The sequence below is a fragment of the Pseudoduganella sp. OTU4001 genome, from assembly GCF_038440195.1.
GTDB lineage: Bacteria > Pseudomonadota > Gammaproteobacteria > Burkholderiales > Burkholderiaceae_D > Rugamonas.
In genome coordinates, this window is record NZ_JASATG010000005.1 from 53,763 (window position 1) to 68,199 (window position 14,437).

The 14,437-nt window shown below is 63.8% G+C and carries 16 protein-coding genes; 13 read left to right on the forward strand and 3 right to left on the reverse strand.

From position 1 onward, the window contains the following. Positions 1–53: 53 nt before the first annotated feature. Both AAHE99_RS06410 and AAHE99_RS06415 read right to left on the reverse strand, forming a co-directional pair. Positions 54–245, reverse strand: coding sequence for a DUF1653 domain-containing protein (locus AAHE99_RS06410; RefSeq protein WP_342115579.1), 192 nt, complete (start codon positions 243–245; stop codon positions 54–56). Next, complete coding sequence (locus AAHE99_RS06415) at positions 242–883, reverse strand: LysE family transporter (protein WP_342115581.1); 642 nt, start codon at positions 881–883, stop codon at positions 242–244. Before AAHE99_RS06415 ends, AAHE99_RS06410 begins: the two co-directional genes overlap by 4 nt. Positions 884–991: 108 nt before the next feature. Between AAHE99_RS06415 and AAHE99_RS06420 the strand changes: the two genes are divergently transcribed. From AAHE99_RS06420 to AAHE99_RS06480, 13 genes are all read left to right on the forward strand, one after another. Continuing rightward, the gene (locus AAHE99_RS06420) at positions 992–1,921 is read left to right on the forward strand and encodes a DUF808 domain-containing protein (RefSeq protein WP_342115583.1); all 930 of its coding nucleotides are present in this window, start codon (positions 992–994) and stop codon (positions 1,919–1,921) included. A 65-nt stretch (positions 1,922–1,986) separates the two neighbouring features. After that, positions 1,987–2,205: a YiaA/YiaB family inner membrane protein gene (locus tag AAHE99_RS06425; RefSeq protein WP_446728898.1), complete on the forward strand. Its 219-nt coding sequence runs from the start codon at positions 1,987–1,989 to the stop codon at positions 2,203–2,205. A gap of 129 nt (positions 2,206–2,334) precedes the next feature. Next, entirely contained in the window at positions 2,335–3,984 is a 1,650-nt protein-coding gene (locus AAHE99_RS06430; protein ID WP_342116025.1) for a methyl-accepting chemotaxis protein, read from the forward strand. Positions 3,985–4,002: 18 nt separating this feature from the next. Then, positions 4,003–5,433, forward strand: coding sequence for an oxygen-independent coproporphyrinogen III oxidase (gene hemN, locus AAHE99_RS06435; RefSeq protein ID WP_342115585.1), 1,431 nt, complete (start codon positions 4,003–4,005; stop codon positions 5,431–5,433). 7 nt (positions 5,434–5,440) lie between these two features. Next, the gene (locus AAHE99_RS06440; RefSeq protein WP_342115587.1) at positions 5,441–6,208 is read left to right on the forward strand and encodes a sulfite exporter TauE/SafE family protein; all 768 of its coding nucleotides are present in this window, start codon (positions 5,441–5,443) and stop codon (positions 6,206–6,208) included. Beyond that, positions 6,205–8,655, forward strand: a complete 2,451-nt coding sequence (locus tag AAHE99_RS06445; protein ID WP_342115589.1) for a heavy metal translocating P-type ATPase — start codon at positions 6,205–6,207, stop codon at positions 8,653–8,655. The genes AAHE99_RS06440 and AAHE99_RS06445 overlap by 4 nt, the downstream gene beginning before the upstream one ends. A 4-nt stretch (positions 8,656–8,659) precedes the next feature. Further along, on the forward strand, positions 8,660–8,806 hold the full coding sequence (gene ccoS, locus AAHE99_RS06450; RefSeq protein ID WP_342115591.1) for a cbb3-type cytochrome oxidase assembly protein CcoS: 147 nt from the start codon (positions 8,660–8,662) through the stop codon (positions 8,804–8,806). A gap of 78 nt (positions 8,807–8,884) precedes the next feature. Next, positions 8,885–10,309 (forward strand): cytochrome-c oxidase, cbb3-type subunit I, encoded by a 1,425-nt coding sequence (gene ccoN / locus AAHE99_RS06455; protein WP_342115593.1) that lies wholly within the window; start codon positions 8,885–8,887, stop codon positions 10,307–10,309. Between the two features lie 11 nt (positions 10,310–10,320). Further along, complete coding sequence (gene ccoO / locus AAHE99_RS06460; protein ID WP_342115595.1) at positions 10,321–10,935, forward strand: cytochrome-c oxidase, cbb3-type subunit II; 615 nt, start codon at positions 10,321–10,323, stop codon at positions 10,933–10,935. A 1-nt stretch (position 10,936) separates the two neighbouring features. Next, positions 10,937–11,083 carry a cbb3-type cytochrome oxidase subunit 3 gene (locus tag AAHE99_RS06465; protein ID WP_342115597.1) on the forward strand — a complete coding sequence of 49 codons (147 nt, stop codon included), beginning with the start codon at positions 10,937–10,939 and terminating at the stop codon, positions 11,081–11,083. Further along, positions 11,076–12,011, forward strand: coding sequence for a cytochrome-c oxidase, cbb3-type subunit III (gene ccoP, locus AAHE99_RS06470; RefSeq protein ID WP_342115599.1), 936 nt, complete (start codon positions 11,076–11,078; stop codon positions 12,009–12,011). The genes AAHE99_RS06465 and ccoP overlap by 8 nt, the downstream gene beginning before the upstream one ends. A 7-nt stretch (positions 12,012–12,018) precedes the next feature. Beyond that, complete coding sequence (gene ccoG, locus AAHE99_RS06475; protein WP_342115601.1) at positions 12,019–13,386, forward strand: cytochrome c oxidase accessory protein CcoG; 1,368 nt, start codon at positions 12,019–12,021, stop codon at positions 13,384–13,386. A gap of 11 nt (positions 13,387–13,397) precedes the next feature. Beyond that, positions 13,398–13,922, forward strand: coding sequence for a FixH family protein (locus AAHE99_RS06480; protein ID WP_342115603.1), 525 nt, complete (start codon positions 13,398–13,400; stop codon positions 13,920–13,922). Here the strand turns inward: AAHE99_RS06480 and AAHE99_RS06485 are convergent. Further along, positions 13,919–14,437, reverse strand: a complete 519-nt coding sequence (locus AAHE99_RS06485) for an RNA polymerase sigma factor (RefSeq protein ID WP_342115605.1) — start codon at positions 14,435–14,437, stop codon at positions 13,919–13,921. The two genes, AAHE99_RS06480 and AAHE99_RS06485, sit on opposite strands and share 4 nt — an antisense overlap.

Consider the following 14,437-nt stretch of genomic DNA (forward strand, 5'->3'; position numbering starts at 1 on the left):
GTTTTTATTTAACGCTTGGGGAGCCGAAGCGACGACGCAAGTTACAAAGATTTTCAAATAGGCGTGAAGCGCTGCACCTGCTTGCCGTCGACCTCGATCACCTCGAAAAATACCTCGCGCGGGCGACACCAGATGGTGCCGTTGGCGGCCTTGTACACGATCATCGTGCTGTGGTCGGACTCCAGCGTGGCTTCGCACACCAGCTCATAGAGACCGCCTTTGTAGTGCCGGAACTGGGTCGTCATGCCTGTGCAGCTCCCCGCTTGACGAAGAACAGCGCACCGCCGATCAGCATCAGCAAACCGCCAAATATGCGATTTTGCATCTTGATGGCAGCAGATTCGCGGAAGAAGCGCTGCATTGACGACGCCAGGAAGGCGTAGCTGTGCATCACCACCAGGTCGATCACGAACATGGTCGCGGCCAGGATCGCCAGCTGCAGCAGCACCGGCTCATGCTGGTTAATAAACTGCGGCAGCACCGCCACCATGAAGATGATGCCTTTCGGGTTGGTGGCATTGGTCAGGAAGCCGGTCATGAAGCGCTTGCGGAACGATGGCAGGGCGGTTTGCGCGGCCTGGATGCCCTCGCCGGCGGCGACCTTGGCACGCCACTGGCTCAGGCCAAGCCAGATCAGGTACATGGCGCCCACCGTCTTCACCACGCTGAACGCGAATTCGGACGCGATCAGCAGCGAGCCCACACCCGCGCCGGCAATCGCCAGCACCAGCAGCAGCCCAAGCTGCAGGCCAAGGATGGTGGCCGATGTGCGCTTCACGCCATAGGACAAACCATGCGACATTGACAATACCGCGCCCGATCCGGGCGAGACAGCGATGATGCTGGCGGCGATCACAAAGGTGATCCAGGTGGTGAAATTCATGACCGATTACCGACGAGAAAAGAATTCATTGTAGCGCTGAAGCCGCCCGCTGGCAGCGGCGGCATGTTAGATTGTCGATCCTGTAATTTTTCTTTTGGAGTTAGACGAATGGCCGGTTCCAGCCTGCTTGCACTGATCGACGATATTGCCACCATCCTGGACGATGTGGCTGCCATGAGCAAAGTGGCGGCCAAAAAGACCGCGGGTGTGCTGGGCGACGACCTGGCGCTGAATGCGCAGCAGGTGGCGGGCGTCAATGCTGACCGAGAATTGCCCGTGGTGTGGGCGGTGGCCAAAGGCTCCATGCTCAACAAGGCGATCCTGGTACCGGCCGCGCTGGCGATCAGCGCGTTTGCGCCTTGGGCCATCACGCCGCTGCTGATGCTGGGTGGCGCCTACCTGTGCTTCGAGGGCTTCGAGAAGATCGCCCACAAGCTGCTGCACTCCAAGGCGGAAGACGACCAGCACCACAAGGAACTGCTGCAAGCCAACCAGAGTGTTGACTTGATGGCCATGGAAAAGGAAAAGATCAAGGGCGCCGTGCGTACCGACTTCATCCTCTCGGCGGAAATCATCGTGATCGCCCTGGGTACCGTGGCGGCAGCGCCGTTCCTGCAGCAAGTGACTGTGCTGATCGGCATTGCCGTTGCCATGACCATCGGCGTGTACGGCCTGGTGGGCGCCATCGTGAAGATGGACGATGCCGGCCTCTACCTGAGCAAGCGCGGCGGCGCTGGCACCCAGGCGGTCGGCGCGTTCCTGCTGAGCGCAGCGCCCAAGCTGATGAAATTCCTCTCGGTAGCGGGTACGCTGGCCATGTTCATGGTCGGCGGCGGCATCCTGACCCACGGCATCCCCGGCGCGCACGACGTGATCCACCACGCCGCCGAAGCAATGGGCTCGGTCGCCGGCGTCGGCCCTCTGCTGGCCGCCATCACCCCGACCACCCTGGACGCCATCGCAGGCGTGGTCGCCGGCGCCCTGGTGCTGGCCGTGGTGACCATCGGCAGCAAGCTGTTGAGTTCGGTCAAACGCTAAGCGGCGCTAATCTGGTCTCATTGGCAGACGGCGGCCACCCGGCCGCCACTCGCCAAGGAGACTACATGACCATCCCCGCCCGCCCCTCCGCCGCATTCGTCGGCGCATCCTGGGCAGCCCTGCTGCTCGGCACCTTCACCTTCCTCGCCGGCCTCTGGAACGCCACCATGCAGCTCAACGAAAAGGGCTATTACCTGACCTTGTTACTGTATGGCCTGTTTGCCGCCGTGGCGGTGCAAAAGAATGTGCGTGATATTTCGGCAATGCCGGCAGAAGCTGGCTGAGGGCTACCACTCTGGCCGGGCGCCCAACCCGGCCAGATTTGATCTACATCATTAAAATTGCGCGCCTAAGTCCCTAGACTTATCCCTGTGATCTTGCGTTATGGCAAGAAATTCAACAGGGAGCGCATGATGCGTAAGAATTTACCGGTAAGCAACAACGAAGTCGAACTCGACGAAGACCAGGCCATCGTCTCCAAGACTGATCTGGATGGCAATATTGTCTACGTCAATCCTTACTTCGAGCACATCAGCGGCTACTGCGCTGAGGAGCTGATCGGTCAGCCGCAAAACATCATCCGCCACCCGGACATGCCGGTGGAAGCGTTCGCCGACCTGTGGCACACGATCCGCGCCGGCATCCCCTGGACCGGCCTGGTGAAGAACCGTTGCAAGAACGGCGACTTCTACTGGGTCAAAGCCAATATCACCCCGATCAAGGAAAACGGCCGCACCATCGGCTATATGTCGGTGCGCACCAAGGCCGAACGCCGCCAGGTGGCGGAAGCAGCCGAGGCTTACCGCAAGATCGTTTCCGGCGCCAAGAATATCCGCATCAAGAACGGCCAGATCGTGCACCTGGGCCTGGCCAACCTGGTCGCGCGCCTGAGCCACGTTTCGCTGGCAATGCGCATCTGGCTGGCCACCAGCCTGGTCAACGTGCTGCAGATCGCGGTCTGCCTGGCCGCCCTGTTCGCCGACGGCACCAGCGACGTGACCCGCTACGGGATCTTCGGCGCCACCGCCTTCGGCTTCCTGATCAACGTCTTCCTGTGGTACACGCTGCGCACCGGCATGCTGCAGCCGCTGGGTCGTGCACTGGACGGCGCGCGCCTGATCGCCGCCGGCGACCTGACCGGCTCCTTCGACACCGACAGCACCGACGAAGTGGGCCAGCTGCTGCGCGCGCTGCAGCAAATGAATAACAACCTGATCGCCACCATCCGCGACGTACGCTTCAACATCGACGCCATGGCCGTGGCGACCAAGCAGATCGCCGCCGGCAACGCCGACCTGGCTGGCCGCACCGAATCGCAAGCCGCCAGCCTGGAAAAGACCGCCTCCAGCATCGAGGAATTCTCCTCGACCGTTAAGGCCAATGCAGATAACTCGATGGAAGCCAACAACCTGGCCGTGAATGCCTCCGACGTGGCGGTGCAGGGCGGCGAGATCGTTTCGGAAGTCATCGCCACCATGGACGAAATCAACACTTCATCCAAGCGCGTGGTCGACATCATCGGCCTGATCGAAGGCATCGCCTTCCAGACCAACATCCTGGCACTGAACGCCGCGGTGGAAGCGGCACGCGCCGGTGAACAGGGCCGCGGCTTTGCCGTAGTGGCAGGCGAGGTACGCAACCTGGCGCAGCGTTCCTCGGCCGCCGCGAAAGACATCAAGCAGCTGATCGAAGTCTCGGTCGGCAAAGTCAGCACCGGCATGGAACGCGCCCAGCGCGCCGGCGCCACCATGGACCAGGTGGTGACCTCGGTCAAACAGGTGACCAGCATCATGCACGAAATCTCCACCGCCTCGCGCGAGCAGAGTATCGGCGTGGACCAGGTCAACCAGGCCGTCAACCACATGGACCAGGTGACGCAGCAAAACGCCGCGCTGGTCGAGGAAGCCGCCGCAGCGGCAATCAGCCTGGCCGACGAAGCCGGCCACCTGCGCGACGCCTTCAGCCTGTTCAAATTTGAACGCACCCGCCAAGCGCGCCTGGCGGCTGTCTCTTCGGCACGCGGCGCGCAAACCCGCCAGGCGCCGAAACGCCTGGCCGCTTAATCCCGCACGAGAACAACTATGAATACCATCGCCGAACCATCCGTCCAATTCGATGCAGAACTGATCAGCCGTTTGAGCACTTCGGGCCCGCGCTACACTTCCTACCCGACTGCCGACCGCTTCAAGCCGGACTTCGGCCACACCCGCTTCCTGGAAGCGCAAGCCGGCCTGCGCATGCGCGGCGCCCGCGCCCCGCTGTCGCTGTATGTGCATATCCCGTTCTGCAATGTGGTGTGCTACTACTGCGCCTGCAACAAGGTGGTGACCAAGGACCGCAGCAAGGCCGTGACTTACCTCGGCTACCTGAAACAGGAAATCGATATGCAGGGCAAGCTGTTCGCCGGTATGAACCGCGTCGAGCAGCTGCATTTCGGCGGCGGCACCCCGACCTACCTGGATGACGACCAGATGGGCGAGCTGCTGGCCCATATGCGCAAGCACTTCGAGTTCGCGCCGGATGCTGAAGGCGAGTACTCGATCGAGATCGATCCGCGCACCGTCGATGCGGAACGTATCCGCACTCTGCGCTCGCAGGGCTTCAACCGCGTCAGCATGGGCGTGCAGGACTTCGATCCGGATGTGCAGAAAGCCGTCAACCGCATCCAGCCTGCGCACGAAACGCTGGCCGTGATCCAGGCCGCGCGCGATGCCGGCTTCCGCTCGATCAGCGTGGACCTGATCTACGGCCTGCCGAAGCAGAACCTGACCACCATGCAGGCCACGATGGACAAGGTGATCGAGGCCGACCCCGACCGCATCGCGCTGTACAACTACGCGCACATGCCGCACCTGTTCAAGCCGCAGCGCCGTATCGCGGAAGACGAACTGCCTTCGCCTGCGATGAAGCTGGACATGCTGGCCCTGTGCATCGAGCGCCTGACCGCGGCGGGCTATGTCTACATCGGCATGGACCATTTCGCCAAACCGAACGACGACCTGGCCGTGGCGCAGCGCCAGGGCCGCCTGCACCGCAACTTCCAGGGCTATTCGACCCATGCGGAAACCGATCTGGTGGCGCTGGGCGTATCGGCGATCAGTTCGGTGAACGGCACCTACAGCCAGAACGAGAAGACGCTGGACGACTACTATGCACAGCTGGATGAAGGCCGCCTGCCGATCGCGCGCGGCTATGCGATGGATAACGACGACCGGCTGCGCCGCATGGTAATCCAGAACCTGATGTGCAACTTCGAGCTGTCGATTTCGGCGCTGGAGCTGGGTTATCCGATCCGCTTCAAGCAGTACTTTGCGCGCGAGATCGAGCAGCTGCGCGAGTTCGAGCGCGACGGCCTGCTGGCGATTGAGGATGACTGGATTTCCGTCACGCCGAAGGGCCGACTGCTGATCCGCAACATCTGCATGGTGTTCGACCGCCACCTGGCGCAGGACCGCGCAGCCGGTACCGCGCCGGGGCAGGTGCAGCCGCTGCGCTTCTCGCGCACGATCTGAGGGGGCCATGAACCTGTTGCCTGTCCTGATTGCCGGCCTGGCCGGCAGTGTGCATTGCGCCGGCATGTGCGGCGGCATCGTCGGCGCGTTCAGCGTTGGCGCGCCGCGCAGCGGCGGCGCAAGCGCACGCGTGATTCCAATCGCGCAAGCGGGGGCAGGCACGATGGCTATCGCAGCGTCGGCGAGCGCGCATGTGGTGGCCTATAACGCTGGCCGTATCGGCAGCTATATGCTGGCGGGCGCCGTCGCTGGCGGCCTGGCCGGCAGCGTTGCCAGCCTGGCGCGCTTGTCGGCCTTCCAGCAGGCCGGCTACTGGATGGCCAACCTGATGCTGATCGCCATGGGCCTGTACCTGATGGACGCCTGGCGCGGCCTGGCGCGCGTGGAAGCAGCCGGCGGCGTGCTGTGGCGCCGGCTGCAGCCGCTGGTCAAGCCGCTGCTGCCAATGGACACGCCGCTGAAGGCGCTGGCTCTCGGCGGCTTGTGGGGCTGGGTTCCGTGCGGCATGGTCTACAGCATGCTGCTGACCGCCATGCTGAGCGGCTCGGCGCTGGATGGCGCGCTGGCCATGGGTGCCTTCGGCCTGGGCACGCTGCCGATGCTGCTGGCCATGGGCATGGCCGGCGCCAAACTGCGCCAGTACCTGCAGCAGCAGGCGGTCCGCGTGGCCTGCGGGCTGCTGGTGCTGGGATTCGGACTGCTCGGCATGGCCCGCACGGCCAGCGGCAGCCAGCATGGCTGGCTCGATATCCTTTGCCTGACGGTGCAGCCATGATGATGAACGAGATTGCAGCTTGCTTCCATTGCGGCCAGCCGGTGGCGGCGAGCGCCGACTGGCATGTGAACATTGAAGGCGTGGCGCGGGCAATGTGCTGCCCGGGCTGCGCAGCTGTCGCACAAACCATCGTCGATATCGGACAGGCCAGCTATTACCGCGAACGCGCCGGTTACGCGACTGGCCCGGAGCAGGCCGGCGCGCCCCCTCCGGCTCTCGCGCTGCCGGAGGACGACCCGAACATCATCGACGACGGCGATGCGCGCGAAACCACTCTGCTGGTGGAAGGCATCCGCTGCGCCGCCTGCGTATGGCTGATCGAGCATCGCCTGCGCCAGGTCGACGGCGTGCAGCAGGCCAGCCTGAACGTCGCCACCGAGAAGCTGTTCATCCGCTGGCACAAGGACAAGACCACCGCCGCCGCGCTGCTGGAGGCGGTGCGCAGCATCGGCTACAACGCCTGGCCCTACGACGCCACACGCCACGACGCGCAGCTGCAGAAAGCCAGCCGCACGCTGGGCCGCCAGCTGTTCGTGGCCGGGCTGTCGATGATGCAGGTGATGATGTACGTGGCCCCCGAGTACATGGCGGGCGACGACGGCACGCTGGATGCCGGCATGGCGAGCCTGATGCGCTGGGCCAGCCTGCTCCTGACCCTGCCCGCCATCGCCTACTCCGCGCAGCCCTTCCTGAAGGGCGCCTGGGCCAGCCTGAAAGCCCGCGCGCTGGGCATGGACGTGCCGGTGGCGCTGGGCATCATGGCTGCCTTTGCCGGCAGCGCCGTGTCCACCGTGCGCGGCGCGGGCGAAGTGTATTACGACTCGGTCACCATGTTTATCTTCCTGCTGCTGGCCAGCCGCTACCTCGAGATGGTGGCGCGCCGCAAGGCCGCCAGCGCGCTGTCGCGCCTGCGCCATGCGGTGCCGGAGATGGCGATACGGCTGGCCTGCTGGCCTGATTCGCGCGAGGCGTCTGCAGTACCGGCGAGCGCGCTGGCGCCCGGTGACCATATCGCGGTCAAAGTGGGCGAGGCGGTGGCAGCCGATTGCGTGGTGGCCGATGGCAGCACTGCGGTTGACCTGTCGCTGCTGACCGGCGAGAGCGCGCCGCAGCGCAAGAACGTTGGCGATGCCATTCCCGGTGGCGCGGTCAATGCGGGCAGCCCGCTTGTGCTGCGCGTTGTGAAGCCAAGCCGCGACAGCACCCTGGCCGGCCTGCTCAAGCTGATCGAACGCGCAGGCAGCGCCAAGCCGCAGATCGCGCAATGGGCGGATCGCACGGCGTCATGGTTCGTGGCGGCGCTGCTGTTGTTCGCAGCGGCCAGCTTTGGCTTCTGGTATTGGTACGACGCGGCGCGCGCATGGCCGGTGGCGATTGCGGTGCTGGTGGTGTCGTGCCCTTGCGCTTTGTCGCTGGCCACGCCGTCGGCGCTGGCGGCTGCTACTGACCGCCTGCTTGGAAAAGGGGCGCTGGTGGTGCAGCCGCATGTGCTGGAAACCCTGCACCGCGCTACCCATATCGTTTTCGACAAGACTGGCACGCTGACCGAAGGGCGGCCCACCGTGCAGAGTGTGGATGCCATCGACGGCGCGCGCATCATCGGCATCATGCGCGTGGCGGGGGCGTTGGAGGCTGGCAGTGCGCACCCGATTGCGCGCGCCATCAGCGCGGCGGCTGCGATGCATGGCGCTGGCGGGTCAGGCGCGACCGGACTGCAGGAGCTGGCGGGGCAGGGCATGGAAGGGGTGGTCAACGGCGTGCGCTACCGCCTCGGGACCGCTGCCTACGTCGCCGGCATCACCGGCAGTACCGCACCGGCCATGGGCAGCGCTAACGGGGCCGGCGCGGCGGGAGGCACGCCGATGACGACGGTCTGGCTGGGTATGCATGGCCGCTGGCTGGGTCGCTTCCTGATCAGCGATGCGCTGCGGCCGGACGCGCGGGCGACGGTGGAGTTCTTCCAGCGGCGGGATAAGCAGGTCGTCTTGCTCAGCGGCGACCAGCAGCGGCTGGCGGCGAGCGTGGCAGCGCAGTTGGGGATCAGCGAAGCGCACGGCGACTGCATGCCGGACGCCAAACTGGCCTACGTACAGGCCCTGCAAGCGCAAGGCGCCGTGGTGGCGATGGTCGGAGACGGCATCAACGACGCCGCAGTGCTGAGCGCGGCCGATGTCTCCTTCGCCATGGGCAGCGGTGCAACGTTGGCACAAGTGCACGCCGACTGCGTGCTGCTCGACGCCCGCCTGCCGCTGCTGACCGACACGGCACGTACCGCCGGCAAAACCATGCGCGTGATCCGCCAGAACCTGGCCTGGGCCACGCTGTACAACATCGTTGCCATTCCGGCAGCTGCCCTGGGCATCCTGAATCCCTGGCTGTCCGGCGTTGGCATGGCGGCCAGCTCCGCCATCGTCATCCTCAACGCGCTACGGCTGCGAAGGAGTTAAGAAAATGGAATCCCTTTACCTGCTCATCCCCATCAGCGTCGCCCTCGTCTTCGGCGCACTGTGGCTGTTCTTCAAAGCCTCCGACGACGGCCAATTCGACGATATGGTCGGTCCGGCCATGCGAGTTTTACAGGACAACGACCGGATTTGATCCACGTCATGTTTTTTTGAAGTGCTCCTCGGTAACCTTTGAAATACCTCATCAAAGTGTCTCCCTGGAGAATTCAAAGTGGATCAATCACTGGACTACAACTACAAGGTCGTGAAGCAATTCGCGATCGCCACCATCGTGTGGGGCGTTGTGGGCATGCTGGTCGGCGTCATCATCGCCGCCCAGTTGGCCTGGCCCGCCCTCAACCTCGACATCCCCTGGCTGACTTACGGCCGCCTGCGTCCACTGCACACCAATGCAGTCATCTTCGCGTTCGGCATCAGCGGACTGTTCGCCACCTCGTACTACGTGGTGCAGCGCACCTGCCAGGTACGTTTGTTCTCCGACAAGCTGGCCGCCTTCACCTTCTGGGGCTGGCAAGCCGTGATCCTGGCCGCCGTGGTCACCCTGCCAATGGGTTTCACCCGCGGCAAGGAATACGCGGAACTGGAATGGCCAATCTCGATCCTGATCGCCGTGGTGTGGATCGCCTACGCCGTGGTGTTCTTCGGCACCATCATCAAGCGCAAGGTCAAGCACATCTACGTCGCCAACTGGTTCTTTGGCGGCTATATCCTGGCGGTTACCCTGCTGCACGTGGTGAACTCGATGTCGATGCCGGCTTCGCTGTTCAAGTCCTACTCCATGTACACCGGCGTGCAGGACGCGATGATCCAGTGGTGGTACGGCCATAACGCGGTGGGCTTCATCCTGACCGCCGGCTATCTGGGCATGGTGTACTACTTCATCCCGAAACAGGCCGAGCGCCCCGTGTACTCCTACAAGCTGTCGATCGTGCACTTCTGGGCGCTGATCTTCACCTATATGTGGGCCGGCCCGCACCACCTGCAATACACCGCGCTGCCTGACTGGGCGCAGTCGCTGGGCATGGTGTTCTCCCTGATCCTGCTGGCGCCAAGCTGGGGCGGCATGATCAACGGCATCATGACCCTGTCCGGCGCCTGGCACAAGCTGCGCACCGACCCGATCCTGAAGCTGATGATCGTCTCCCTGTCGTTCTACGGCATGGCCACCTTCGAAGGCCCGATGATGTCGATCAAGACCGTCAACGCACTGTCGCACTACACCGACTGGGGCATCGCCCACGTGCACGGCGGCGCATTGGGCTGGGTCGGTTTCATCACCATGGGCTCGATCTACTACCTGATCCCGCGCCTGGCAGGCCAGGACAAGATGTACTCGACCAAACTGATCGACGTGCACTTCTGGGTCGCCACCATCGGCGTTGTGCTGTACATCGCCGCACTGTGGATCGCCGGCGTGATGCAGGGCCTGATGTGGCGCGCAGTGAATGCCGACGGCACCCTGACCTACACCTTCGTGGAAAGCGTGAAAGCCAGCTATCCGTACTACGTGGTACGCGTGGTCGGCGGCCTGCTGTACCTGGGCGGCATGTGCGTCATGGCCTACAACGCCTGGATGACCCTGAAGGGCCGCGAAACCCCACGTGCACGCATCCCTGAACTGAGCCTGGCGGCATAACGGAGTTGAATATGAAATTTTCCCATGAATGGATTGAGAAGAATCCCTGGCTGCTGATCGTGCTGGTCACGCTGGTGGTATCGGTGGGCGGCGCGGTGGAGATCATCCCGCTGTTCTTCCAGAAGTCGACCACGGAACCGGTGGCGGGCCTGAAGCCTTACTCCGCGCTGCGCCTGACCGGCCGCGACATCTACGTACGCGAAGGCTGCTACACCTGCCACTCGCAAATGATCCGCCCGTTCCGCGCCGAGACCGAGCGTTACGGCCACTACTCGGTGGCGGGCGAGTTTGTGTATGACCGCCCGTTCCAGTGGGGCTCCAAGCGCACCGGTCCCGACCTGGCGCGCGTGGGCGGCCGCTACTCCGACGAGTGGCACCGCACCCACCTGAACAACCCGCGCGACGTGGTGCCGGAATCGAATATGCCGAACTACCCGTGGCTGGCGAAGACCAAGCTGAAGCCGGAGGATGTGGTGCCGAAAATGCGCGCGCTGAAGCGCATGGGCGATCCGTACTCGGAAGAAGAGATCGCAGCGGCGCCGGCCGAACTGGCCAACAAGACGGAAGAGGATGCGCTGGTGGCTTACCTGCAAGGCCTGGGCACCCTGATCAAGACGAGGAACTGACATGGAAAACTTTTTTAGCAATGCGAGCAATGTGATGACGGTAATCTCCTTCGTCACCTTCCTCTGCATCGTCTGGTGGGCCGCCAGCGGCCACTGGGACGAAGCCGCGCAGCTGCCTTTCGCTGACGAGGAGAAGAAAAATGGCTGATTTCACCAGTGATTTCTGGAACCTGTACATCGTCGTCCTGACCGTGATCGGTATCGTGGGCTGCGGCGTGCTGCTGTGGTCCCAGTCCTCGGTCAAGGGCGCGGCCCTGAAGTCGGTGGACGGCAAAGTCGGCACCACCGGCCATATCTGGGACGAGGACCTGACCGAACTGAATACGCCGATGCCGCGCTGGTGGATGTGGCTGTTCTACCTGACCATCGCTTTCTCGATCGGCTACCTGTGGCTGTATCCGGGCCTGGGCAGCTACAAAGGTTCGCTGGGCTGGACTTCGACCGGTGAGCACAAGGAGGAACTGGCCAAGGCCGAGAAGGAATACGGCCCCCTGTTCGACAAGTACAAGAGCCAGGACCTGCAGGCGGTTGCTGCCGACCCGCAGGCACACGCCATCGGCGAGCGCCTGTTCCTGACCTACTGCGCGCAGTGCCACGGCTCCGATGCACGCGGCAACAAGGGCTTCCCCAACCTGGCTGACAAGGACTGGCTGTACGGCGGCGAGCCGAACACCATCAAGGAAACCATCATGAAGGGCCGCCACGGTGTGATGCCTCCGATGGGCGCCGCAGTGGGCTCGGAGAAGGATGTCGAGAACGTCGCGCAGTACGTCCTGAGCCTGTCGGACAGCACCCACGACCCGATCAAGTCGGTGATGGGCAAGTCCAAGTTCAGCGCCTGCATGGCCTGCCACGGCGCAGGAGGCAAAGGCAACCCTGCGCTGGGTGCGCCGAACCTGGCCGACAAGACCTGGCTGTACGGCGGCAGCGCCGAAACCGTCATGGAGACCATCCGCAAGGGCCGCAACAACACCATGCCGGCGTTCGAGGACTTCCTCGGCGAAGGCAAGGTGCATGTGCTGGCTGCCTACGTTTGGGGCCTGTCCAACCCACCTGTCAAAACTGCGATGAAGTAGAAGCACCATGAACGCCCCTGCACCACAAGTCATCAAGATGTACGCCAAGCGCGAGGATATCTTCCCGCGCGAGGTGAAAGGACACTACACCCGCCTGCGCTGGATTTGCCTGATCCTGACGCAGCTGGTGTTCTACGGCACCCCATGGCTGCAATGGAATGGCCGCCAGGCCATCCTGTTCGACCTGGTGCAGCGCAAGTTCTACATCTTTGGGCTGGTCTTGTGGCCGCAGGACTTCATCTACCTGGCAGCCATGCTGATCGCCTGTGCCTGGGGCCTGTTCCTGGTCACGGCGGTCGCAGGGCGCGTCTGGTGCGGGTATTCCTGCCCGCAGACGGTCTACACGGAGATGTTCCTGTGGATCGAACGCAAATTCGAAGGGTCGCGCAGCGCACAGATGCGCCTGAAGAAGGCGCCCCTGTCGTTCGACAAAGCCTGGCGCAAGGGCGGCAAGCATGCCGCCTGGCTGCTGCTGGCACTGTGGACCGGTTTCACCTTTGTCAGCTATTTCAGTCCGCTGCACAACCTGGCCCAGGAAGCCCAGACCTTCAACTTCGGCCCTTGGGAAACCTTCTGGGTGCTGTTCTACAGCTTTGCCACGTACGGCAACGCCGGCTGGATGCGCGAACAGGTGTGCAAATATATGTGCCCCTACGCCCGCTTCCAGAGCGCGATGTTCGACCGCGACTCCCTGATCATCACTTACGATGAAAAGCGCGGCGAACCACGCGGTCCGAAAGCCGGCGGTTCCTGCATCGATTGCTCGCTGTGCGTGCAGGTTTGCCCGGTGGGGATCGATATCCGCAAGGGGCTGCAGTATGAGTGCATCGGCTGCGCCGCCTGCATCGACGCCTGCGACATCGTAATGGACAAGATCGAGCAACCGCGCGGCCTGATCCGCTACAGCACCGACCGTGCCATGTCGCAGGGGCTGGGCGCGAAGGAGATCCGCAAGCGTGTGATGCGTCCACGCGTGCTGCTTTACACCGCCGGCCTGACGCTGTTCATCGCCGCCGTGTTCACCATGCTGGCCTTGCGCACGCCGCTCAAGATGGACGTGATCCGCGACCGCGGCTCGATGGGGCGGGAGGTGGAGAACGGCATGATCGAGAACGTGTACCGCTTGCAGATCATGAACACCACGGAGCAGGGCCACAGCTACCGCATCCGCGCCAGCGGGATCGACAGCCTGCAGGTTGCAGTGCCGGACGTGGTCGACGTGGGACCGACCGAAACCCGCGCCGTGCCGATCCGCCTGCGCGCCGATCACGGCAAAGGCGCGCCGGGCTCGAACAAGATTGCCATTGAGCTGACCGCAGTGGACGATCCGTCGCTGAGGGTCAGGGAAAAAGCGGTATTCATCGTACCGCGCTGAAGGAGCCAGATATGAACGTTACTACTGCCCCTTGGTACACCCACCGCTGGCCCTGGCTGCTGATGCTCGGTCCCGCCGTGGTGGCGGTGGCCGGTATCGCCACCAGCTACGTTGCCTTCACCAGCCAGGATGCGCTGGTGGTCGGCGATTACTACAAGAAGGGCAAGGCCATCAACCAGGACTTGCGGCGCGACCGTGCCGCCAGCGCGCTCGGCCTGTCCATCGAACTGCGCTACGACGCGGCGGAAGGCCTGCTGCGCGGCCATGTCGGCAGCGCACAGGCGCTTGCCGGGGAAACGCTGTCCTTGCGCCTGCAGCATGCCACCCAGCCGGCACGCGATATGGTGCTGCTGGCCCGTCCTGACGCGGACGGCAATTTCAGCGTGCCGCTGCCGATGCTGGAACGCTCGCGCTGGCAGGTGCTGGTCGAAGGCAAGGACCGCAGCTGGCGCCTCGAAGGCGCGTGGCAATGGCCGGCCGACCGCGCAATCGCAATCCGCGCTGACGCCGCCCCGACGCCGCTCGCGGCGCGCTAAGCAACCAGGTATTCGCGCGCGAGCGCCCTGGCCCGATGCAGGCGGCTCTTGGTAGCCGCCGTGCTCAACCCCAGTTCCTGCGCAATCTCCGCAATGCTCAACTCCTCAAAGTCGCGCAGCAGCACAATCTGCAAGTAATCGCGCGGCAGCGATTCCAGCGCCTGCACCACCTCCGTCCGCAAGCTCGCATCATCGTGCGACGCCAGCCAGCGCTCCGCCCGCTCCTCGTCGTAAGGATCGTAGTTCAAAGCGCGCCGCCCCAGCCGACGGCACTCGCGCTGCACCACCTTGAACAGCCACCCCGAAAACGCCGCCAGCACCTTCAATGAAGATAGCCGCCGCGACATCACCAGCAGCACCTCCTGCACCGCATCATCCACATCGCTGATCAGGCAGTTGCGCTGCGCGTAACGACGGATATCCGGCTGGCACAGCGCCAGCAGCTTCGCCAGCGCCGCCGGATCACCGCCATGCGCAGCCTGCAGCACCGGCTGGTGCTGTTCCTGAAGTGCCAT